This is a genomic window from Herbiconiux sp. A18JL235 (genome assembly GCF_040939305.1).
GTDB lineage: Bacteria > Actinomycetota > Actinomycetes > Actinomycetales > Microbacteriaceae > Herbiconiux.
This window is the reverse complement of record NZ_CP162511.1, coordinates 1,037,507-1,058,426: the sequence shown is the minus strand read 5'-3', so window position 1 is coordinate 1,058,426 and position 20,920 is coordinate 1,037,507. Positions and strand designations below refer to the sequence as shown.

At 69.0% G+C, this 20,920-nt stretch carries 21 protein-coding genes and 1 tRNA gene; 9 read left to right on the top strand and 13 right to left on the bottom strand.

What is annotated here, in order from left to right:
• Positions 1-277: 277 nt before the first annotated feature.
• Both ABFY20_RS04900 and ABFY20_RS04895 read right to left on the bottom strand, forming a co-directional pair.
• Positions 278-748 (bottom strand): RidA family protein, encoded by a 471-nt coding sequence (locus ABFY20_RS04900; protein WP_368498821.1) that lies wholly within the window; start codon positions 746-748, stop codon positions 278-280.
• A 2-nt stretch (positions 749-750) separates the two neighbouring features.
• Positions 751-945, bottom strand: a complete 195-nt coding sequence (locus tag ABFY20_RS04895; RefSeq protein ID WP_368498820.1) for a hypothetical protein — start codon at positions 943-945, stop codon at positions 751-753.
• 110 nt (positions 946-1,055) lie between these two features.
• Between ABFY20_RS04895 and ABFY20_RS04890 the strand changes: the two genes are divergently transcribed.
• From ABFY20_RS04890 to ABFY20_RS04875, 4 genes are all read left to right on the top strand, one after another.
• A complete protein-coding gene (locus ABFY20_RS04890) occupies positions 1,056-3,500 on the top strand; it encodes a transglycosylase domain-containing protein (RefSeq protein ID WP_368498819.1) in 2,445 nt (814 codons plus the stop codon).
• 2 nt (positions 3,501-3,502) lie between these two features.
• Positions 3,503-4,435, top strand: coding sequence for a metallophosphoesterase (locus ABFY20_RS04885; RefSeq protein ID WP_368498818.1), 933 nt, complete (start codon positions 3,503-3,505; stop codon positions 4,433-4,435).
• Between the two features lie 90 nt (positions 4,436-4,525).
• A tRNA-Pro gene (locus ABFY20_RS04880) sits at positions 4,526-4,599 on the top strand.
• A gap of 340 nt (positions 4,600-4,939) precedes the next feature.
• On the top strand, positions 4,940-5,275 hold the full coding sequence (locus ABFY20_RS04875) for a hypothetical protein (RefSeq protein ID WP_368498817.1): 336 nt from the start codon (positions 4,940-4,942) through the stop codon (positions 5,273-5,275).
• A 56-nt stretch (positions 5,276-5,331) separates the two neighbouring features.
• Here the strand turns inward: ABFY20_RS04875 and ABFY20_RS04870 are convergent, their stop codons facing one another.
• The 4 genes from ABFY20_RS04870 to ABFY20_RS04855 form a co-directional block, all read right to left on the bottom strand.
• Positions 5,332-5,943 carry a thymidine kinase gene (locus tag ABFY20_RS04870; RefSeq protein ID WP_368498816.1) on the bottom strand — a complete coding sequence of 204 codons (612 nt, stop codon included), beginning with the start codon at positions 5,941-5,943 and terminating at the stop codon, positions 5,332-5,334.
• Positions 5,944-6,186: 243 nt separating this feature from the next.
• On the bottom strand, positions 6,187-7,242 hold the full coding sequence (locus ABFY20_RS04865) for an Rv2578c family radical SAM protein (RefSeq protein WP_368498815.1): 1,056 nt from the start codon (positions 7,240-7,242) through the stop codon (positions 6,187-6,189).
• A gap of 66 nt (positions 7,243-7,308) precedes the next feature.
• Positions 7,309-8,901: an MFS transporter gene (locus ABFY20_RS04860; RefSeq protein WP_368498814.1), complete on the bottom strand. Its 1,593-nt coding sequence runs from the start codon at positions 8,899-8,901 to the stop codon at positions 7,309-7,311.
• Positions 8,901-9,287, bottom strand: a complete 387-nt coding sequence (locus ABFY20_RS04855) for a VOC family protein (RefSeq protein ID WP_368498813.1) — start codon at positions 9,285-9,287, stop codon at positions 8,901-8,903. Before ABFY20_RS04855 ends, ABFY20_RS04860 begins: the two co-directional genes overlap by 1 nt.
• A 348-nt stretch (positions 9,288-9,635) precedes the next feature.
• Between ABFY20_RS04855 and ABFY20_RS04850 the strand changes: the two genes are divergently transcribed.
• Positions 9,636-9,878 (top strand): hypothetical protein, encoded by a 243-nt coding sequence (locus ABFY20_RS04850; RefSeq protein WP_368498812.1) that lies wholly within the window; start codon positions 9,636-9,638, stop codon positions 9,876-9,878.
• A 57-nt stretch (positions 9,879-9,935) separates the two neighbouring features.
• On the opposite strand, the gene ABFY20_RS04845 is transcribed toward ABFY20_RS04850, so the two are convergent.
• Genes ABFY20_RS04845 through ABFY20_RS04815 form a run of 7 tightly spaced genes read right to left on the bottom strand, consistent with a single transcriptional unit; the run spans position 9,936 to position 17,120 of the window.
• Positions 9,936-11,429, bottom strand: a complete 1,494-nt coding sequence (locus ABFY20_RS04845) for an NAD-dependent succinate-semialdehyde dehydrogenase (RefSeq protein ID WP_368498811.1) — start codon at positions 11,427-11,429, stop codon at positions 9,936-9,938.
• A complete protein-coding gene (locus ABFY20_RS04840; RefSeq protein WP_368498810.1) occupies positions 11,426-12,709 on the bottom strand; it encodes an iron-containing alcohol dehydrogenase in 1,284 nt (427 codons plus the stop codon). Before ABFY20_RS04840 ends, ABFY20_RS04845 begins: the two co-directional genes overlap by 4 nt.
• Positions 12,702-13,472, bottom strand: coding sequence for an SDR family NAD(P)-dependent oxidoreductase (locus ABFY20_RS04835; RefSeq protein WP_368498809.1), 771 nt, complete (start codon positions 13,470-13,472; stop codon positions 12,702-12,704). The genes ABFY20_RS04840 and ABFY20_RS04835 overlap by 8 nt, the downstream gene beginning before the upstream one ends.
• Positions 13,473-13,503: 31 nt before the next feature.
• Positions 13,504-14,307, bottom strand: coding sequence for an HpcH/HpaI aldolase/citrate lyase family protein (locus tag ABFY20_RS04830; protein ID WP_368498808.1), 804 nt, complete (start codon positions 14,305-14,307; stop codon positions 13,504-13,506).
• Positions 14,304-15,248 carry a hypothetical protein gene (locus ABFY20_RS04825; protein ID WP_368498807.1) on the bottom strand — a complete coding sequence of 315 codons (945 nt, stop codon included), beginning with the start codon at positions 15,246-15,248 and terminating at the stop codon, positions 14,304-14,306. The genes ABFY20_RS04830 and ABFY20_RS04825 overlap by 4 nt, the downstream gene beginning before the upstream one ends.
• Positions 15,249-15,258: 10 nt before the next feature.
• Positions 15,259-16,200: a 3-keto-5-aminohexanoate cleavage protein gene (locus ABFY20_RS04820; RefSeq protein WP_368498806.1), complete on the bottom strand. Its 942-nt coding sequence runs from the start codon at positions 16,198-16,200 to the stop codon at positions 15,259-15,261.
• Positions 16,200-17,120 carry a DUF6282 family protein gene (locus tag ABFY20_RS04815; protein ID WP_368498805.1) on the bottom strand — a complete coding sequence of 307 codons (921 nt, stop codon included), beginning with the start codon at positions 17,118-17,120 and terminating at the stop codon, positions 16,200-16,202. Before ABFY20_RS04815 ends, ABFY20_RS04820 begins: the two co-directional genes overlap by 1 nt.
• 201 nt (positions 17,121-17,321) lie before the next feature.
• Here ABFY20_RS04815 and ABFY20_RS04810 point away from each other — a divergent pair, with 201 nt between their 5' ends.
• From ABFY20_RS04810 to ABFY20_RS04795, 4 genes are read left to right on the top strand one after another with little or no spacing between them, the layout of a single operon-like run.
• Positions 17,322-18,098, top strand: coding sequence for an IclR family transcriptional regulator (locus ABFY20_RS04810; RefSeq protein WP_368498804.1), 777 nt, complete (start codon positions 17,322-17,324; stop codon positions 18,096-18,098).
• Between the two features lie 3 nt (positions 18,099-18,101).
• Positions 18,102-18,959, top strand: coding sequence for an ABC transporter permease (locus tag ABFY20_RS04805; protein WP_368498803.1), 858 nt, complete (start codon positions 18,102-18,104; stop codon positions 18,957-18,959).
• On the top strand, positions 18,959-19,792 hold the full coding sequence (locus ABFY20_RS04800) for an ABC transporter permease (protein ID WP_368498802.1): 834 nt from the start codon (positions 18,959-18,961) through the stop codon (positions 19,790-19,792). The genes ABFY20_RS04805 and ABFY20_RS04800 overlap by 1 nt, the downstream gene beginning before the upstream one ends.
• An 8-nt stretch (positions 19,793-19,800) precedes the next feature.
• Entirely contained in the window at positions 19,801-20,907 is a 1,107-nt protein-coding gene (locus tag ABFY20_RS04795; RefSeq protein WP_368498801.1) for an ABC transporter ATP-binding protein, read from the top strand.
• The last annotated feature ends 13 nt before the right edge of the window (positions 20,908-20,920 follow it).

The following is a 20,920-nucleotide window of genomic DNA, read 5'->3' as shown; positions in this document are numbered from 1 at the left end:
GGTAAGCCGCCTGCGCCCGTGCGAATCTGCCGGTCTTCGAACCGGTGGAGAATCAGACGAGTTCTGCTCCTGTGCAGAACCCGCCTAGCGCTTAAAAAGAAGGGGCGGCACCCAATGGGGGGAAGGGTGCCGCCGCAGCAACGCTGGATTGGGGGGAATCACTAGTGCGCTGCATCCGAACACGAGGTTCGGTGATTCCGAGTTTACTCGCTCGTAACATGGGCGCAAATCACTCCAGCGAATTCCCAGTGAGCGCACTCCTGGGAGCCGGAATGGATCAGGCGAACTCGGCGATGAGCTCCACCTCGACTGCCGAGTCGAGCGGCAGGACGGCGACTCCGACGGCCGAACGGGCGTGAACGCCGCGGTCACCGAATACCTCGCCGAGGAACTCCGACGCACCGTTGATGACGCCGGGCTGACCCGAGAACGAGGGGTCGGAGGCGACGAACCCCACGACCTTGACGATGCGCACGACGCGGTCGAGCGACCCGATGGCACTCTCGACCGCGGCCAGCGCGTTGAGCGCAGCGGTGCGAGCGAGCGCCTTGGCCTCGACGGGCGACACCAGGCCGGGCTGCTCGCCCACCTTGCCGGTGACGGCGAGCGCTCCTCCGACGAAGGGCAGCTGACCCGCCGTGTAGACGAGATTGCCCGAGACGACGGCCGGCACGTACGCACCCGCGGGCGCGGAGACGGTGGGGATCTCGATTCCGAGCTCGCGGAGCTTGGCGGCGACCTGCGACACGACTACGCCCCCGCTCCGGCGACGGAAGCTTCAGCCCCGGCGACGGGCCGTTTGAGGTAGGCGACGAGCCCGCCCTCGGGCCCCGTGACCACCTGCACGAGCTCCCAGCCGTCGGAGCCCCAGGTGTTCAGGATGGCGGCGGTGTTGTGGATCATGAGCGGCGTCGTCACGTATTCCCAGGCAGGTACAGCGGGCACGGGCGCCCCTTTCTCGGTTTTTCACAGAGTTCTCGCTTACCCTTGATCCTATGTCTGCCCCGAAAGCCTCTGCTACGGGTGCGGTCGGAGCCATTCTGGGCATCGTCGGTATGAGCGCAATCGCGGGCATCCTGGTCACAGCAATGGTCACGCCCGCCCTCGCCGTCACCGGCATTGCCGCGAACAACTCGATCGGCATGTTCGAGAACCTCCCGAGCTACATCAAGCCGGATGCTCTTGCCGAGAAGACCAACATCTACGCCACCCAGAGCGATGGCTCCCCCATCCTGCTGGCCTCCGTGTTCGAGCAGAACCGCGAAGAGGTCGGGTGGGACCAGATCAACCAGTTCGTCAAAGACGCGGTGATCGCCACCGAAGACCCACGCTTCTACAGCCACGGCGGCGTCGACATCGCGTCGACCCTGCGCGCTGCGGCGGGCAACGCGCTCGAGACCAGCGCCAGCGGTGCGTCGACCATCTCGATGCAGTACGTGCGCAACATCCAGGTGCAGAAGGCCGAGTCCATCCAGGACGAGGCCCAGCGCGACGCCGCCTACGAGGAGGCGACGAAGACGAGCATCGACCGCAAGCTGAAGGAGATCAAGCTCGCGATCGGCCTCGAGAAGGAGTACTCGAAAGACGACATCCTCCTCGGCTACCTCAACATCGCCCCGTTCGGTGGCCGTGTCTACGGCATCCAGTCGGCGGCTCAGTACTACTTCGGGGTGAACGCCTCCGACCTCACGCTCGCCCAGGCCGCGAGCCTCATCGCCACGGTGAACGAGCCCAACGGCCTGCGCATCGACGACCCCGACAACATCGCCGACAACCAGGCACGTCGCGACAAGGACGTGCTGGCGTCGATGCTCAAGGAGCACAAGATCACCCAGGCGCAGTACGACGAGGCGATCGCCACCCCGGTGACGCCGAACATCGTGCAGCCCTCCACGGGTTGCCAGACGGCCAACGCCATCGCCGCAGGCTTCTTCTGCGACTACGTGACGCACATCGTGAAGAACGACGAGGCGTTCGGTCCCGACGAAGACACCAGGTGGAACAACTTCAAGACCGGTGGCTACCAGATCTACACCAGCCTCGACGTCGACCTGCAGAACGCGGCGATGGCGGCGATGAACGCGAATGTTCCGAAGGTCGCCGACTTCGACCTCGGCTCGTCGCTCGTCACCGTGCAGCCGGGCACCGGCCGCGTGCTGGCCATGGTGCAGAACAAGGACTTCAGCGACGACCCCGAGGTCACCGCGACGAACCTCGGCGCCAGTGCCATCAACTACAGCACCGACTACACCTACGGCGGTTCGACAGGGTTCCAGGTGGGCTCGACCTACAAGATCTTCACCCTCGCCGAGTGGCTGAAGACCGGTCACTCCCTGGGTGACATCGTCAACGGCTCCCCCGGCACGCTCAACCTGGCGCAGTTCAAAGACAGCTGCACGGGCGGCAACGGCGGCACCTACTCGGTGAAGAACGACGGTGGCTCGAACCCCGGCAACGTGACCGTGCTGAACGCCACCGCGAACTCGGTGAACCTCGCCTACCTCCGCATGGCGCAGAAGCTCGACCAGTGCGAGATCCGCAAGACCGCCGAGGCCTTCGGCGTTCACCGCGCCGACGGCAACCCGCTCGGCGAGAACCCGGCCGACGTGCTGGGCACCAACGAGATCGCTCCGCTCACCATGGCCGCCGCGTTCGCCGCCGTCGCGAACGAGGGCACCTACTGCTCGCCCATTGCGATCGACAAGATCCTCGACGCGGAGGGCAACGAGCTGCCCGTTCCCACCTCGACCTGCTCGCAGGCCGTGGCCCCGAACATCGCGGCGACGATGATCACCGCGCTCGAAGCCGTGATCAACAGCGGTACGGCGACGGCATCGAACCCGCGTGACGGCATCCCGCACTTCGGCAAGACCGGTACCACCGACTCCGAGAAGGACACCTGGTTCGTCGGCGCCTCGACCGAGCTCGCCACCGCGGTCTGGGTGGGCAACGTCGTGGGCACGGTCTCGATCCGCAACACCTCCATCGACGGCCAGAGCGGCGGCAACGTCAGGCACAGCATCTGGAAGCAGTTCATGACCGATGCCGACGGCAAGTACGGGGGCACCGAGTTCCCGACCGCCGACAACACCCTGGTCAACGGCGTGCAGGTGCAGATCCCGAACCTCACCGGTATGTCGATCGACGCGGCGCGGGCTGCTCTCACGGCAGCGGGCTTCGACTTCGATGACGGCGGAGTCGTCGACTCGACGGCGAAGGCCGGCACGGTCGACAGCAGCTCGCCGAGCGGCACCGCCACCAAGGGTTCGACGGTCACCGTGTACACCTCGAACGGTGAGCTGCGCACGGTTCCGAACCTCGTGGGCCTCAGCCCCGATGCGGCGAAGTCCGCCGTGGCGGCAGCCGGCATCGACCCCTCGCAGGTGGTCTTCAACGGCCCCTCGAGCGGCAACGCCAAGGTGACGGGTTCGTCTCCGAGTTCGGGTGAGCCGATCCGCTTCGGCACCGACAAGCTGAGAATCACCACGAAGGCCGGCTGAGGGTGAACTCTCTCGCGCGGGCCACCGCGGGCACCCTCGGGGCCGTCGCGGTGGCCGGCGCCGCCTGTGTCGCGTACGGGACGTTCATCGAACGCAAGCAGTACACCCTGCGCACGGCGAGCATCCCTGTGCTGCCGAAAGGCGCCCCCGACATCAGGGTGCTGCACCTCTCCGACCTGCACATGGCGCCGTGGCAGACCGACAAGCAGCAGTGGGTGCGCGATCTCGCGGCACTCGACCCGCATCTCGTCGTCGACACCGGCGACAACCTGGGCCACCGCGACGGACTCACCGGCCTGCGCGCCGCGCTCGACGTCTTCGCGGGCGTGCCCGGCGTCTATGTGAACGGGTCGAACGACTACTGGGGTCCGTCGTTCAAGAACCCCCTGCGCTATTTCATGGGCCCGTCGAAGCACGCCCACGCGGCCGAGCGCCTCGACACGGATGCTCTTGAGCACTACCTCGATTCGCTCGGCTGGAAGAGCCTCAACAACGCCGCGGCCACCACCGAGGTGGAGGGCACCATCATCGACTTCTTCGGGGTGAACGACCCGCACCGCGGCTACGACCGCCTCGACCGGATCCCCGGAGCCCTCGATGAGCTGCGCGAAGACGACGACCGCGGCCCGCGTCTTCTGATGGGGGTGGCCCACGCGCCCTACCAGTACGTGCTGAACTCCTTCGTCACCCACGGCGCCGAGGTGGTGTTCGCCGGGCACACGCACGGCGGGCAGGTCTGCATTCCGGGCTACGGCGCGATCGTCACCAACTGCGACATCCCGCGCCGCCAGGTGAAGGGTCTGAGCCTGTGGCGGCACGGCTTCCACAGCGCCTACCTCAACGTCTCGGCCGGTCTCGGCACGTCGATCTACTCGCCGTTCCGCTTCGCCTGCAAACCCGAGGCGACCCTCCTCACCCTCACCGCCAAGGGTTGACGGAGGCGACGGATGCTCGCGGTCTCGCCGTCCGGATTTATCAGCTATCCTTGTTGAGGCCTCAGCCGCGGTTCTCCGCGGCGATCCACTCGGGGTGTGGCGCAGCTTGGTAGCGCGCCTCGTTCGGGACGAGGAGGTCGTGGGTTCGAATCCCGCCACCCCGACAGAGGAAGCCGGGCGGAGACAGCGTCTCCGCCCGGCTTCTGCGTGCCGGCTGCGAATGCGCTGCGACGCGCCGAAGCGTTGCGAGCGGTGCGGGCCGCTCCGTCGTACTCTCTCAGCTAGAGACGCCAACCCGAATGTGGCGACATCCGTGTGACGAGGAGGTCATGATGGAGCTCGTAGCTATCGCAGTGATCGTAGGAACCACCTGGCTCGTGAGCGCCACCGGATTCGCCTTCGTCATAGGCCGTTCGATCAAGCTGCGCGACCGCGTGCGGTGATCGGTCGATCCGGCCCAGGGTGGGGTTGCCGCTCCGCACCCCCGGGGGCAGGGTTGACGACATGAAAAGTGTCTCCTACGCCGGCCTGACCTTCGAGACGGCCGACGAGATCGCCGACGCGCTGCTGCAGCTCGCCGCCGCGCTGGGCGCGAACGAGCGATCGGAGACCGTCGACATCCCCGTGGTGGAGAACAACGGCGATCTGGCATCGGTGCAGCTCGTGATCGGCCCGGCGAGCCAATTCATCTCGAAGCGGGTGACGTCACCCTACGACGACCCGTCGAACGCCGAGGTCGTGGAGCACCTGCGCTACCGCACGCGACTGCTCGACCTGCCGAGGGCCGCGGCCATCAGCGACACCGAGATCGAGCGCCTCGACTTCGACTCCCCCTCCTGACCCGACCGGCCTGATCTGCCCGCGTCGATGCCCCGCGCACCCCATCGCGCAGGGCGTCACACCCGTCCGAGCACCCCGTTCGACTCCTCGAGGTAGCAGGCTCCGCAGAGCGACTCGTACGTCACGTCTTCCCCGTCGATGGCGACCTGGGCGCCGTCGAAGACGTAGCGGTCTCCGATGCGTCGGGCGTTGAAGATCGCCTTGCGGCCGCAGCGGCAGATGGTCTTCAGTTCTTCGAGGCTGTGCGCGACCTCGAGCAGACGGATGCTGCCAGGGAACCCTTCGGTCTGGAAGTCGCTGCGGATTCCGTACGCCATCACGGGAACACCGTCGAGGATGGCGATGCGGAGGGCGTCGTCGACCTGCGCCGGGGTGAGGAACTGGGCCTCGTCGATGAGGAGGCAGCTCACATCGTGCCCGGTGGTCTCGAGTTCGCGCCGGCGGAGCGCGGCGAACTCGGCGCGCAGCTCCGTGTCGAGCCCGATGAGAAAGTCGGCGTCGCGCGTGACACCGAGCCGCGAGACGATGCGACGGTCACCCTTGGTGTCGATGGAGGGTTTGGCGATGAGTACGGTCTGGCCGCGCTCTTCGTAGTTGTAGGCGGCCTGGAGCATGGCCGTGCTCTTGCCGCTGTTCATCGCCCCGAACCGGAAATACAGTTTCGCCACCCGTTCACCCTAAACCCCGGCGCGAAGGGCAGAACCAGCCCCGGGCACCGGGCCCCGGCGACACCGGAGGGGTGAGTCGCGGGGTGAACCTTGCCGGTGAGGTCGCGGGTCGGTGGAGTGGGGCACGACGATGGAGGCATCGGTCGAACCGATGTCGACCGGCACCGAGAATCCCCACTCCGCCGGTCACGCGGTCGGCCTCGCGAATCCCCGTAGCGAGGCCGACCGCCCTGCTCAGAACGCTCAGAACAGCATCGGCTGCGAGTCGCCCACCGGGCCGAACGTGGGCAGGCCCGGTTTGTCGGCGCGACCGGGCGGCAGGAGGCCGCCGATCGACGACTCCCGCCCCTCGGCCAGCCGATGCTTGCGCAGCAACGGCCGCATCCGCTCGCCGAGCCACGAGCGGTACTCCGCCGGCGCGTACACCGATGTGCCGTACAGACGCGAGTACGCCGGCAGCAGTTCGGGGTGCTCGCGGCCGAGCCAGGCGAGGAACCACTGCTTCACTCCGGGCTTCAGGTACAGGGTCGAGTACACCACGCTGTCGGCGCCCGAGGCGGCGACGAGCCCCAGGGCGTGGTCGAGCTGATCGATGCCGTCGGTGAGCAGCGGAAGGATCGGCATCATGAACACCTGGCACGGGAGCCCCCGCTCGCGCGCCGCCGCCACCGTGGCGAGACGCGCCTTGGCGGTCGGCGTGCCCGGCTCGATCGACTGCTGCAGCTCGTCGTCGTAGACGGCGATCGACATGGCGAGCCCCACCGGTACGACGGCTGCGGCCTGCTCGATGAAGTCGAGGTCGCGGCGCATCAGCGACCCCTTCGTGAGCACAGTGAAGGGCGTGCCCGAGTGGGCGAGCGCCTCGATGATCGAGGGCATGAGCGCGTAGCGCCCCTCCGCCCGCTGGTACGGATCGGTGTTGGTGCCGAGCGCAACCGGGTTCCGCTGCCACGACGGCTTCGACAGCTCTTTGCGCAGCACTTCGGCCACGTTCACCTTCACCACGATCTGCTGATCGAAGTCGGCCCCGCCGTCGAACTCGAGGTACTCGTGGGTGGGGCGGGCGAAGCAGTAGACGCAGGCGTGCGAGCATCCGCGATAGGGGTTGATAGTCCACGCGAAGGGCATCGCCTTCGATGTGCCCGGCACGTGGTTGAGCGCGCTCTTGGCGAGCACCTCGTGAAAGGTGATGCCCGCGAACTCCGGCGTCTGCACCGACCGCACCAGCCCGCTCACGGCGGCGAGGCCGGGCAGCGTCGACGTGTCTTCGGCCGTGAGTGTCTGTGTCGCCCATCTCATCGCCTCATTCGAACATAGTTTCGAATATCGGTCAAGCTTCGACGACGCGTGGCTCGGCGGGCGCCGTCACGCGTCGTCGTCGGCGTACTCGCGGAGAAGGGCGTGTTCGCGATCGCGGCCCGGGTAGAACAGCACCGCCACGGCGGCGCCCACGACCATGAAGGCCATCCCGGTGAGGTAGGCCCAGTCGGCGCCGCTGAGGAACGACTCCCTCGCGGCCTTCACGATGCCGTCGGAGTACTGCGGGTACTGCGCGGCGATGGCGATGGCGCCGTCGAACGACTTGAGCAGCTGCGTCTGGATGCTGCCCGAGATCTCACTCCGAACTGCTGCGGGCGCAGCGGCGATGGAGGAGGCGATCGCCGACGCGTACCCCGCCGTGAGGATGGCGCCGAGCACCGACTGCATCACCGACCCGCCGAGGTCGCGCTGCAGGTCGGAGGTGCCCGAGGCCATGCCCGCCTTCAGCACCGGCACGGAGTCGGTGAGCGATCGCGAGGCCGGCGGGCCGGCCAGCCCGACGCCGAGACCGATGAACGCGTAGCCCACCGTCACGGGGAGGTAGCCGGCGCCCACGTCCCAGAACAGGTACATCACCACGAAGGCGAGGAGGCAGCAGGCGAAGCCGGCCAGCAGCACCAGCCGCGAACCCAGGCGTGGCACCAGCCGGCTCGACACCGGCGAGGCGAGCGTCATCGTCACGGCGGCGGGAAGGATGGACGCCCCCGCCTCCAGCGCCGAGTAGCCCAGCACGTTCTGCAGGAAGAGCTGCCCCACGTACATGGCGCCCATGAGCGACCCGAACACGACGGTTCCCGCCACGGCGGCCACCCAGAAGGTGCGCCGCCCCGCCACCCTCAGGTCGTAGAGCGGATTCGGCGCACGCCGCTGACGCAGCACGAACCCCACCCCTGCGAGCACGGCGACCGAGCCGAGCACGATCGAGAACAGCTGGGCTCCCGGCACCGCCGCGAAGTTGATGGCGAGCACGAGCGAGGCGACGAGCAGCACCGACAGCACCCCGCCGAGGTTGTCGACGGGCTCGGTGCCCTCGTTCACCTTCGCGGGCACGACCACCACCACGAGCACGAGCGTCAGCGCGGCGAGCGGAGGCGTCATGAGGAACACCGAGTGCCAGTCGAAGACGCTCAACAGGAAGCCGGATGCGAGGGGCCCGAGAGCGCTGATGGCTCCGCCGAGACCCGACCACAGGGCGATCGCGGCGATGCGCTTGCGTCCGCTCCACAGCGCGGCGATGAGCGCCAGCGTTGTGGGGTAGGCCATGCCTGCGGCGACGCCCCCCACCGCGCGTGCGGCGAAGAGCACCTCGATCGAGGGGGCGAAGGCGGCGAGCAGGGCGGCCGGGATGCTCAGTGCCAGACCCAGCACGAGCATCCGTTTGCGACCGTATCGGTCGCCCACCGCGCCGAGGTAGAGCACCGAGCCGGCGAGCCCGAGTGAGAAGCCGACCGCGACGAGGTTGAGCGCGGTCTGCGAGGCGTCGAACGTCTTGCCGATCGAGGGCAGTGCGACGTTCGCCACGGAGAGGTTGAGGTTGGCGACGCCCGAGGCGAGGATGAGCGCCGTGAGCACGAGGCCTCCTCGAGCTGGGGAGCGACCCGCATCGATGCCCGCGGAGGGCACGGTCGGCGCGCTCATCAGGCCTCGTAGAGCTCGAGCGGGAGGCCGTCGGGGTCGGCGAAGAACATCATGGCCTTGCCGGTGTGCGGGTCGACGCGGAGCTCCTCGCAGGCGACGCCCTTGCCGAGCAGCTCCGCCCGCGCATCGGCCACAGAGTCGACCTCGAACGCGAGGTGGCGGAGACCGAGGGCCTCGGGGCGCGTGGGCCTCGCGGGCGGGTCGGGGAAGGAGAACAGCTCGATGAGGTACTGGCCGTTCAGGGCGAGGTCCCCCATCCACGAGTCGCGCTCGGCGCGGTAGACCTCGCTGAGCAGCGTGCACCCGAGCACGTCGAGGTAGAAGGCCTTCGAGCGCTCGTAGTCGCTCGCGATCACCGCGATGTGGTGCACACGATTCAGCTTCATGAGCACATCTTGGCAGTCGCCCGGGCAAAAATTTAGCGGGATGAGAGGACCCGATACTCTCATCCCGCAAGGAAACGCCAACAGGCCGACCGCGTTGAGCCGTTACCCTTACGACCGCGATCGAGCCCGCACTCGGCGTGCCCGTTGGCCTCACATTACACTGTCACACCACTCACAGACACGGGATTGTCAGGCCGGTCACCCCCGTGAGAAGGTGAATGCCCCCAAAGGGGGCTGGACACCGTTGTCATGGTGCGGAATTCCCCACCTGGCGCGATTGATTGCCTGAACGCAACATTTCTTCTTCTCGTAACATTCGGCGTGTCGGAACCGGATATGGTCGCTCTCATGAATGAGATCGTGCTCCATCGCAAGACAGACACCATCGCCATTCTCATCGGGGAGAACGACGATCCGCAGACCGCGACGCCCCTGGCGACGGTCTACCGGATGAAGGACGGGTGGCACATGAAGCTCACCCACCGCCACGACCGCTTCGCCTGGTCGGGCCCGTTCGCCGAGCCCGATGAGGCCGTCGATCGCTACACGCCCGCCGACGTCACGGGGCCGCTGCAGCGCATCGCGGTGTGAGAGAGGCGGTGCGACGGGCGGCACGGACGCTCGGTGTGCACCCGCCCTTCGCCCCCGTCAGGCGGTGAGGGCGATGTACTTCTCCTCGAGGAACTCGAGGATGCCTTCGCTCGACCCCTCCCTGCCCAGTCCGCTCTGCTTCACGCCGCCGAACGGGGCCGCCGGGTCGCTCACGACGCCGCGATTCACCGCGACCATGCCGGCCTCGAGCCGGCGCGCCACGGCGATCGCCTCCCGCTCTTCGCCGAACACATAGGCCATCAGCCCGAACTCGGTGTCGTTCGCCATGTCGACCGCCTGGTCGACGTCGTCATAGCGCACGACGGCGGTGACAGGGCCGAAGATCTCCTGCCCCGTGATCGTGGAGCCGTGCCGCACGCCCGTGAGAAGCGTCGCGTCGTAGAAAGCCCCCTCCTCCGAGCTGCTCCCACCCTGCACCACGCTGGCGCCCTCGCTCACGGCGACGTCGACGAGCGCTGCGACCTTGTCGCGCTCCTTCACCGACACCAGCGCTCCGAGTTCGTTGCTGCGGTCGAGCCCGGGGCCTGTGCGCACCTCGGCGAGCGCTGAGCGCATCCGTTCGACGAAGGCGTCGTGGAGGCTCGAGTGCACGTAGAAGCGGTTCGCCGCGGTGCAGGCGGAGCCGCCGTTGCGCATCTTCGCGAACAGCGACTCGCGCACGGTGAGATCGAGGTCGGCTCCCGGCAGCACGATGACGGGCGCGTTGCCGCCGAGCTCCATCGACGCGCTCACGACGGTGTCGGCGCAGGCGTGGAGCAGTTCGCGCCCCACCTCGGTCGACCCGGTGAAGGAGAGCTTGCGCACGGCGGGGTGGGCCAGCATCTCGGCGACCACGGGCCCCGTGTTCACCGGGGTGACGAGGTTCACGACCCCGGCAGGCACACCCACCCGACGCAGAACGTCGACGACGTAGGCCGCGGTGAGGGGTGTCTCGCGTGCGGGCTTCAGGATGACCGTGCACCCTGCCGCGAGCGCCGGCGCGAGCTTGCGCGTGGCCATCGCCGCCGGAAAGTTCCAGGGCGTGATGAGCAGCGACACCCCGATGGGCTGCCGGTCGACGACGATGCGCTTGTCGCCCGCGGGCGACAGCCGGTACTCGCCTGGGATGCGCACGGCCTCCTCGGCGAACCAACGGAAGAACTCCTTGGCGTAGTTCGCCTCGCCGATCGCATCGGCGTACGACTTGCCGTTCTCCCTGATCATGATCTCGGCGAACAGCTCCACCTCCTCGGTGAGCACCTCGTAGGCAGCGCGGAGCAGCTCGCTCCGGCGCCGGGGCGGGGTCGCCGCCCACCCGTCCTGGGCAGCTGCGGCGGCGTCGATCGCGGCGAGGCAGTCGTCGGGGGTGGCGACGGCGAAGTCGGCGATCGTGCTGCCGTCGCTCGGGTCGACGACGGGGAAGGTGCGGCCCTCCCTCCCTTGCCGCCACTCGCCGTCGATGAAGAGCTCGGCGACGAGGGGGACGGATGCGCAGGGCTTCCCGGACGCGCCCGCCTCGGCGGTCGAAGTGGATGCGGTGGTGACGGTCACGAGAGATTTCCCTTTCCGCGGCCCGGCCTGGCCGAGGCTGCGATGAGACTGCGGTCGCCGGCGTGGGCGGCCTCGAGGATGGTGAGGAGGGTGCCGGGCTCCGAGCCGACCGGCGAGATGGCGAGGAGCCTCGCCGAACCCTGCGCGAGCTCGGCGATGTGCGGCAACTGGTCGTGTGTGATGCCGATCTCGGCCAGGTTCGCCGGGATCCCGATGGTGCGGCAGAGCTCGGCGACCCGGTCGACGGCGTCTTGCGCGGCGACCCAGGTGTCGTCGGCGCGACCGCCGAGCGCAAGGTCGAGCTCGGCGAGGCGCTCGGGAACGGCGGGCACGCAGGCCTGCAGCACGTAGGGGATCATGAGCCCGGTGCCGAGACCGTGCGGCGTCTTGGTGAGCGCGCCGATGGGGTACTGCAGCGCGTGCGAGAGGTGCGTTCCGGTGGGCCCGAACGACATCCCCGCCAGCAGGCTGCCGTACGCGACCTGCTCCCGCGCCTCCCGGTCGGAGCCGTCGGCGACGGCTCGCGCGAGGTACGGTGCGATCCGGCGCACCGCCTCGAGCGCGAGCTGGTCGGCGAAGAGGTTGCTGCCCGTGAAGACGGGGAGTCCTCCACTCCAATCGAGGGGAAGAGGTGCGGCGGTGTACGACTCCAGGGCGTGCACGAGTGCGTCGATGCCGGCATACGCGGTGACCGAGGGAGGTGCGCCGAGGGTGAGCTCCGGGTCGACAACGGCTGCGGCCGGAACGAGGTGCGGGCTCGAGATGCCGAGCTTCATCTCGCGTTGCGGGTCGGAGACGACGGCCACGGGAGTGACCTCCGAGCCCGTGCCCGCCGTCGTGGGCACCGCCACGACGGGCAGCACCGGCCCGGGCACGCGGTTCTCGCCGTAGTAGTCGGCGAGCGTGCCGCCGTGCGTCACGAGCAGCGCGATGAGCTTCGCCGCGTCGAGCGAGCTGCCTCCGCCGTAGGCGAGCACGACGTCGGGGGCATCGCCGACAGCGGCGGCTCCGGATGCGGTGAGCGAGTCGACCGGGAGCTCCGGCGACACCTCGCTGTGCACCGTCACCGTGAGTCCTGCTGCGCGGGCCCGCGTGACGAGTCGCACGAACTCCGGGGAATCGGCCAGGAAGGGATCGACCACGGCGAACACCCGCGAGCCGTGCTCGGCGAGCAGGGCCGGAACCTGGTCGCGCACCCCGTATCCCACGTGGATGCGCGAGGGCAGCCGCAGCGTGCCCGTCGGGGCGAGGTGGGGCGTCGTGGCCTGTCGCTCAGGCACTGAAGCCTCCGTCGACGGGCAGCACGACGCCGCTGATGTGACTGGCGAGATCGCTCAGCAGCCAGGCCGCCGCCTCGCCCACCTCTGCGCCGGTGCCGACCTTCCGCAGCGGGGTCGCCGCGACGCGCGCCTCGACCCCGCCGGGGATGGCGACCCGTGTCTGCTGGAGCATCGGCGTCTCGGTGGGCCCCGGTGCGAGCGCGTTGATGCGCACGCCGAGCGGGCCGTTGTCGTGAGCCGCGGTGCGGGTGAGACCGATCACCGCGTGCTTCGTCGCCTGGTAGGCCCCCATTCCCGAGCTCCCCCGCAACCCTCCGATGCTGCTCACGTTGACGATGGAACCGGCCCCGGCCGCCCGCATCACGCGCAGCTCCTCGCGCAGGCACAACCACACGCCTTTCACGTTGACGGCCAGGATGCGGTCGAACTCGTCTTCGCTCACCTCGTCGAGCCGGCCCGCTTGGGTGAGGCCCGCGTTGTTGAAGGCGCCGTCGAGGCGCCCGAATCGCGCGACGGTCTCGTCGACGACTCGGGCGACATCGGCGCCGACGCTGATGTCGCCGGTGGCGTAGTGGGCCGTGTGCCCGTCGGCGGCGAGCGCCTCGGCCACCTCCCGCAACGGCCCCTCGGAGCGGGCGACGAGCATGACGCTGGCGCCGTGCTCGGCGAACACCCGGGCAGCATCCGCCCCGATGCCCGCGCTCGCCCCGACCACCAGCACGACCTTGTCGTGCAGGAGCCCTGCGCGGCTGCTGTCGGTCATCTCTTCCTCCTCGAATCGACTGTTCTGATTCTCATGCGTTCTCCTGGATCGTGGCGGTCACCGAGCGTGCCGCTCGCACCGCCGCCGTAGCGGCCCCGCCGAGCAGACTCGCGTCGTTGCTCAGCATCGTGAAATCGAAACCGGCGTCGATCGACGCTCGCACAGCGTCCGTCGTCGCGCCTCCCGCGTTGCCCACGGGCACCCCCCTGGCGTGCGAGGCCTCGACCGCGCCGGCGATGAGCTGCACCACGTGGGGATCGCTCTCGGGGAGGCCCTCGCTCACCGAGAGGTCGGCGGCGCCCACGAGCAGAGCGTCGACCCCGGCGACCGCCGCGATCTCTCCAGCCGCCCGCGCAGCTGCGGCGCTCTCGATCTGGGCGATGAGCACCACCTCGTCGCCGAAACGCAGGTACTCCTCGCGGGGCACCGCACCCCACGCCCCGGCACGGCTGGTGCTGCCGACCCCGCGGGTTCCTGCGGGCGGGAAGCGCACGGCGGCGGCCGCGGCCCGCGCCTCCTCCGCCGAGTCGACGTGCGGCAGCATGATTCCCTCGGCGCCCGCGTCGAGCATCCGCTGCACGAGGCCGCCCGCGAGCGACGGCACGCGCACGATCGGCGACATGCCCGCGAGCAGGGCGACGCCGATCTGGCGCGACGCCGACTCGGCACTCATCGCCGAGTGCTCGAGGTCGATGACCACGAAGTCGAAGCCTGCGAGCGCCAGCAGCTCGATGGTCTCCTGTGCGGGAATCTTCGACCAGGTGCCGAGCGGCGGCCCCGAGGGGCGCGCGAGCGCGGTGCGGAAGAGACTCGTGCGGCGGCCCGACCCGATCATGCTGCCGGGTAGTCGTCGGCGTTCAGCACCCAGCCCGAGGCCGAGAAGTCGTGACGCGGGGGCGAGAAGATGTCGAGCAGCTGCTGGTGCTCCCCCACGCCCTGCGTGGTGTGCACGGTGGGCGGCGGGATGATGCAGATCGACGGGGTGCCGATCTCACGGTGCTCGTCGTCGCGCCAGCTCGCCGAGTTGGGCCCCCACGGGTAGCGGATGTGGTGGACGAACGTTCCCTTCACGCCGAACGAGATCTGCTCGAAGTCGTCGTGGTGGTGCGGCGAGAGCTTGTGGGCGTCGCGCGGCCCGGGTTCCTCGGCGAGGAAGTTCACCATGAGCGTCGTGGTGCGGAAGATGCGGCCGAATCGCCCCTCGGCGATCGGGGTGTCGGCGAGCCGGTACACCCGCAGCGCGAAGCCGCCCACCGGGTCGGGCCACGGCTCGAGCGGGGCCGCGCGAAGATCGGGCGAGTCGTAGGCGGCGGCGTTCAGCGCGCTGGTGCGCAGCCCCTCGTCGACCGTCGAGAACACGCGGATGACGGGCCCGTCGGCGAGCACCTCGATGGTGCTCGCGCCGGGCGGCACCACCACGAAGGCCTCCTCGTCGACCTCGACGGAGGAGGCGGAGGATCCGGATGCGCCGGCAGAGGCACCCGCGGTCACGCGCAGCGGCGCGCTGTCGGAGTACATCAGCACCGCGTACTCGTCGGGCTGGTCGTCGCGCGCGAACTCCTCGCCGGCCTTTGCCTCGGAGTAGGCGATGACGAGGTTGGCGGCGCGCGCGATCCAGGTGCGGCTGCCGAGGTCGCTCACCTCGCTCGGCTCCTGGTCGCGGAACGCGATCCACTGCGACGGCTTGATGGGAGTCGATGCGTCGATCCCCTCGCGCACGGGCGCCGGAGCGGTGGCGAGGCGGGAACGGATGTCGTCTTTGGCATACATGGTCATTGCGGTGTCCTCACGGGGTCGGAAGGGAGACGCGCTCGGCTCCCTTGAGTGCGAGCATGCGGCGGGCGTCGTCGGGGGTGGCGATCTGCCGGCCGAGGTCTTCGACGACGGCACGCATCTTCACCACCTGCTGGGCGTTGCTCGTGGCGAGCTCGCCCTTGCCGATCCACAGGCTGTCTTCGAGCCCCACCCGCACGTGGCCGCCGAGCCATGCCGAGTGAGTGGCGAACTGCATCTGCGCCCGCCCGGCGGCGAACGCCGAGAACGAGTAGTCGCCGCCGAACAGCTTGTCGGCGACCGCCACCATGTGGGTGAGGTTCTCGTGATGGGCTCCGATCCCGCCCAGGATGCCGAACACGCCTTGAATGAGGAACGGGGGCTTCGCGAGGCCCCGCTCGGCGAAGTGGGCGAGCGTGTAGAGGTGCCCGATGTCGTAGCACTCGTACTCGAACCGCGTGCCGAGGCCCTCGCCGAGCTCGCGCAGCGTGTGCTCGATGCGCTCGAAGGAGTTGATGAACGGCTGCGAGTAGGTGTTCAGCACGTACTGCTTCTCCCAGTCGTGCTTCCACTCGGTCACCTTGTCGGCGATCCCCGAATAGACGAAGTTCATCGACCCCATGTTGAGCGAGGCCAATTCGGGTGCGAAGCGCAGCGCCCCGGCGAGCCGCTCCTCCATGGTCATCGCCGACGAGCCGCCCGTCGTGATGTTGATCACCGCATCCGTCTCATCGAGGATGCGCGGCACGATCTCTTCGTACACCTCGGCCTGCCAGGCGGGCCGGCCATCGGGGTGCCGCGCGTGCAGGTGGATGATCGCCGACCCCGCCGCCACCGCGTCGAGCGCCGAGGTCACGATCTCGTCGGGGGTGACGGGCAGGTGGTCGCTCTGCGAGGGCACGTTCACCGACCCGGTGATGGCCGTGCTGATGATCACCTTCTCGGCGGTGCGCATCAGGCCGACTCCTCGAGGCCGAGGAGGAAGGCGGTGTTGCGGCAGATCATCTGCCGCACGTCCTTCTCCTTCACCCCGTGGTCGAGCAGCTGCTGGATGACGTAGATGTAGCCGTCGACCGGCAACGGGTTGGTCTTCTGCCCGAGGTCGGAGTCGATGACGGTGCGCTCGGGGCCGACCCGCTCGATCCAGTCGACGAGCTGCTGGATGGGGAAGCCGGGCGCGGGCACCGCCGGGTGGTACATCGACATCTCGTGCTCGACATACGCGCCGTAGCGCAGCATCTCCTCCACGTCGCCCTCCGAGGCGTTGACGATGAAGTCGGGGTGGTGCAGCAGCAGACGGCGCACGCCGTTCTCCTGGGCAGTGGCGAAGAGGGCCTTCATCGAGTCGGCGTCGAGGTGGCCGCCCGAGAGCATGATCCCCGCCTCGGCCACCAGCTGGGTGACCCGCACGGCCTCGGGCGAGACGGTGCCGTCTTCGGCCCAGATCGTCTCCTCCTTCTCCTCGAGGTTCGAGCCCGCGGTGGGGAAGCCGTCGTCATGGCTGTGGGCACGGATGTGCTGACCCGCCGAGACCGTCGGCCCCCACACGGCACGGCCGCCCATCTGGATGGCGACGGCGACCGCCGAGGGATTCACCCCGCCCACCTCGGAGTTGAGTGCGACGCCGCCGAAGGCGGGGGTGGGAGCGTCTTTCAGCAGCTCCTTCATCGCCAGCAGGTCCATCACGGTGTTGTGGTGGTGCGACTTGATGAGGATGGCCCGCATGTTGATGCGAGCCGCGTCGTACGAGGCCTCGACGTGGTCGAGTCGGCGGGGGAAGGGGCTCGGCCCGGAGTGCACGTGAAGGTCGACAGCGCCGTCGAGCACCTTGAGCAGGGCGGGTGAGGGGATGGGCGAGTCTCGGGTGTCGAGCATCCGTGAACCTCCTTGTTCGTATAGTGGGATTGGCGTTCACGATATGCACTTTTTGCGGGAATGTCCAGCCAGATCCGCTGAATGACGCACTTTCGGGCAGGTCGCAGGTGTTCGTCATACGGATTTGGGAATTGCATTATGAACATTTGCTTGCTTTACTGAGTGCGGCAGCACAGCCCGACCCTCGAGGAGGAGGTGACGATGAACGGCACGACCGACCAGGCGCACGAGCCTGAACCCGTGGTCTCGATCCACGACGTCGATCGCGGAGGCATCCAGTCGATCGAGCGGGCTGCGATGGTGCTCGCACTGTTCGACCAGAACACCCGGGTGCTCTCCCCCGCCCTGGTGTCGGAGCGCCTCGGCCTCAACCGCACCACCGCGCACCGTTACCTCGCGTCGCTGCAGGTGTCGGGCTTCTTGAGCAGCAGCTACGGCCCAGGCCCCCTGGTCGATCAGCTCTCCGGCCTGGTGTCGGGGCGCCAGCAGATCCTCTCCCTCGCCCCCACGATGCTGCGCGAGCTCTCCGACCGCACCGGGCTCACCGCTGTGGTGAGCTTCCTCGGCCGCTCAGGTGCCGTCGTGGGCCACGTCGAAGAGGCGGGGGCCGGAACGATCGTGCTCACGGTGCGGGTGGGAACGGTGCTCGAGACGAAGGCCGCGCAGTCGCGGGCCCTGCTCGCGTTCCAGTCAGACCCTGCGGTGGTGGCACGGATGCACGCGGGGCTCGACGCCGACGAGGCCCGTCGCGAGAACGCCGAGCTGGCGAAGGTGCGGCGCGACCGCCTCGCCTGGGCCGACCTCGGCCGGGTGGGCCTGTCGTCGGTCGCGGTTCCCGTGTTCGGCCGACACGAGGTGCAGGCGGCCATGGCCGTGCTCGGCACCACGACCATGCTGCCCTCCTCCGGAGAGTCGGAGGAGCGTGTGGCGATGCTGCGCGAGGCTGCCGAGCAGCTCAGCGCCCAGGTGAACGGATAGACGATGACGACGACCCGAACCTCACGGGCGAGCTGGTTGCTGCTCGTTCCCGCCCTCGGCCTCCTGGCGGTGGTGCTGCTCACGCCGCTCATCCAGAGCTTCTTCCGCAGCATCGGCACCCCCGAGTTCACGCTCGAGCACTACGCGAGCCTGTTCACCGACGGCGTCACCATGACGGTGCTGGGGCGCACGGCGCTCACCGCCGTCATCGTGACCGTGGTCGCGTTCCTCCTCGGCTACCCCTACGCCTACCTCATGACGAGGGTGGGCCCGAGGCTCCGCGGGGTGCTGCTCGTCATCGTGCTCATCCCGTTCTGGACCTCGGTGATGGCTCGCAACTACGCCTGGATCGTGCTGCTGCAGCGCGGCGGCCCGGTGCAGAGCGTGTTCGAGTTCTTCGGCGTCACCGACGTCAGCTTCCAGGGCAGCGTGGTGGGCGTCACCATCGCGATGAGCCAGGTGCTGCTGCCGTTCATGGTGCTCCCCCTGTTCAGCTCGCTCGGCGCCATCGACCGCAAGCTGCTGCTCGCCGCACGCGGCCTCGGCTCCTCACCGCTCGTGGCGTTCTGGAAGGTGTACTGGCCGCTCTCCCGCGGTGGCGTGGTGTCGGGGCTCATCCTCGTGTTCACCCTGAGCCTCGGCTTCTACGTCACCCCCGCCCTGCTCGGCTCGCCGCAGCAGTCGCTCATCGCCCAGCTGCTCGCCCAGCGCACCACGCAGCTGCTCGACTTCGCCGGAGCCGGCGCCCTCGGCATCCTGGTGCTCGTCATCACGCTGGCGCTCGTGGCCTGGGCCAACCGCTTCGGCGGAACCATCTCGGCGCTCGGCGTCGCCAGCACCTCGCAGACGAAGGACCAGTGATGACCGCAACCGTTCCCGCCGCGCGCCGGCCGAGGCGCCGCGACCGTGGAGTCGACCCCATCCCGTGGTGGCTCGTCGTCGTCGGCACGCTCGTGGCGCTGTACTTCATCCTCCCCACGCTCATCGTCATCCCGCTGAGCTTCAGCTCGGCCTCGGCGTTCGAGTTCCCTCCGAAGGACTTCTCGCTGCGCTGGTACGAGAACTTCTTCACCGACCCCATCTGGCTCGGCTCGCTCGGCAACTCGTTCCTCGTGGCGATCCTCGCCGCGCTCATCGCGACGGTCGTCGGCACCGCGGCGGCGGTCGGCCTCAACCGGCTCACCGGGCGTTTCGCCGGCTTCCTCCGCACCCTGCTCATGGTGTCGATGGTCACCCCGGCGATCGTCGTGGCGGTGGCGGTGTACATCTCCTTCCTGCAGTGGCACCTCGTCGGCACCCTGCAGGGCTACGTGCTGGCTCACGCGGCGCTCGGTGTGCCGTTCGTGCTGGTGTCGGTGACCACCGCGCTCGGCGGCTTCGATCCGAAGCTGCTGCGCGCATCCGCGTCGCTCGGCGCCCCGCCGTTCCGCTCGTTCCTCAGGGTGACGATGCCGCTCATCAGCCGCGGCGTGCTCACCGGAGCCATCTTCGCCTTCGTGACCTCGTTCGACGAGGTGGTGATCGCCCTGTTCCTCAGGGCGCCCACGTTCCAGACCCTGCCCGTGCAGATGTACAACAGCGTCACCTTCGAGCTCGACCCCACCATCTCGGCGTCGTCGAGTCTCGTGGTGGTCGTGGTGACAGTCATCTTCCTCGTGCCGCTGCTCATCGGCAGCCGCAAGAAGACCCGTTAGGAGACCCCGTGTCCACCCAGATCAGGCTCACCGAGGTGACCAAGCGCTACGGTTCGGCAGCGCCCGCCGTCGACGCCATCTCGCTCACCATCGAACCGGGCGAGTTCATGACACTGCTCGGCCCGAGCGGCTCGGGCAAGACCACGACGCTCAACCTCATCGCGGGGTTCGAGACGCTCACGAGCGGCACGATCGCACTGAACGGCACCGACGTGGGGCGCCTGCCCCCGCACAAGCGCAACCTCGGCATGCTCTTTCAGAACTACGCGCTCTTCCCGCACATGACGGTGGCCCAGAACGTCGCCTACCCGCTGCGGGAGCGCAAGGTGTCGAAGGCCGAGACCGCACGACGGGTGGCCGAGGTGCTCGAGCTCGTGCAGCTGCCGGGCCGCGACGGCGCCTACCCCTCCGAGCTCTCGGGCGGGCAGCAGCAGCGCGTGGCGCTCGCCCGCGCGATCGTGTTCGACCCGGCGGCGCTGCTGCTCGACGAGCCGCTCGGCGCGCTCGACCGCAACCTGCGGGCTGCGTTGCAGACCGAGATCCGCCGCATCCACCGCGAGGTCGGCTCCACCTTCGTGTTCGTCACGCACGACCAGGAGGAGGCGATGAACCTCTCCGACCGCATCGCGCTGTTCAACGCGGGGCACATCGAGCAGGTGGGCTCGCCGGAGGAGCTCTACCGGGCGCCCGACACACTGTTCACCGCGCGGTTCCTGGGCGACTCGAACGTGTTCGACCTCGGCGGCTCTGGGGGCGGCTCGGCGGGCGGCTCGGGGCTCGGTACCTCGGCGGCCTGGGAGGGGAACACCTGGTCGGTCGACCCCGCCACCGTCACCGCGCATCCGGGGGTCGCCACTCACGCCGCCGTCGTGGTGCGCCCCGAAGACGTGCGCATCGCCGCCTCCCCCGCCGAGGTGCCCTCGGGCGCCAACTGCATCGCCGCCACCGTGCGCGACCTGGAGTACATGGGCGCGTACCGCACGGTCATGCTCGAGCTCTCGCCGACCGGGCCGCTCGGCCGGGCGCGCATCGATGCGCTCGACTCCCCCCTGTCGCTCGGCGACCAGGTCACCGCGTGGTGGCGGCCCGAGCGCCAGCGCATCGTCGCCGCCTGAGCCGCCCCCCACA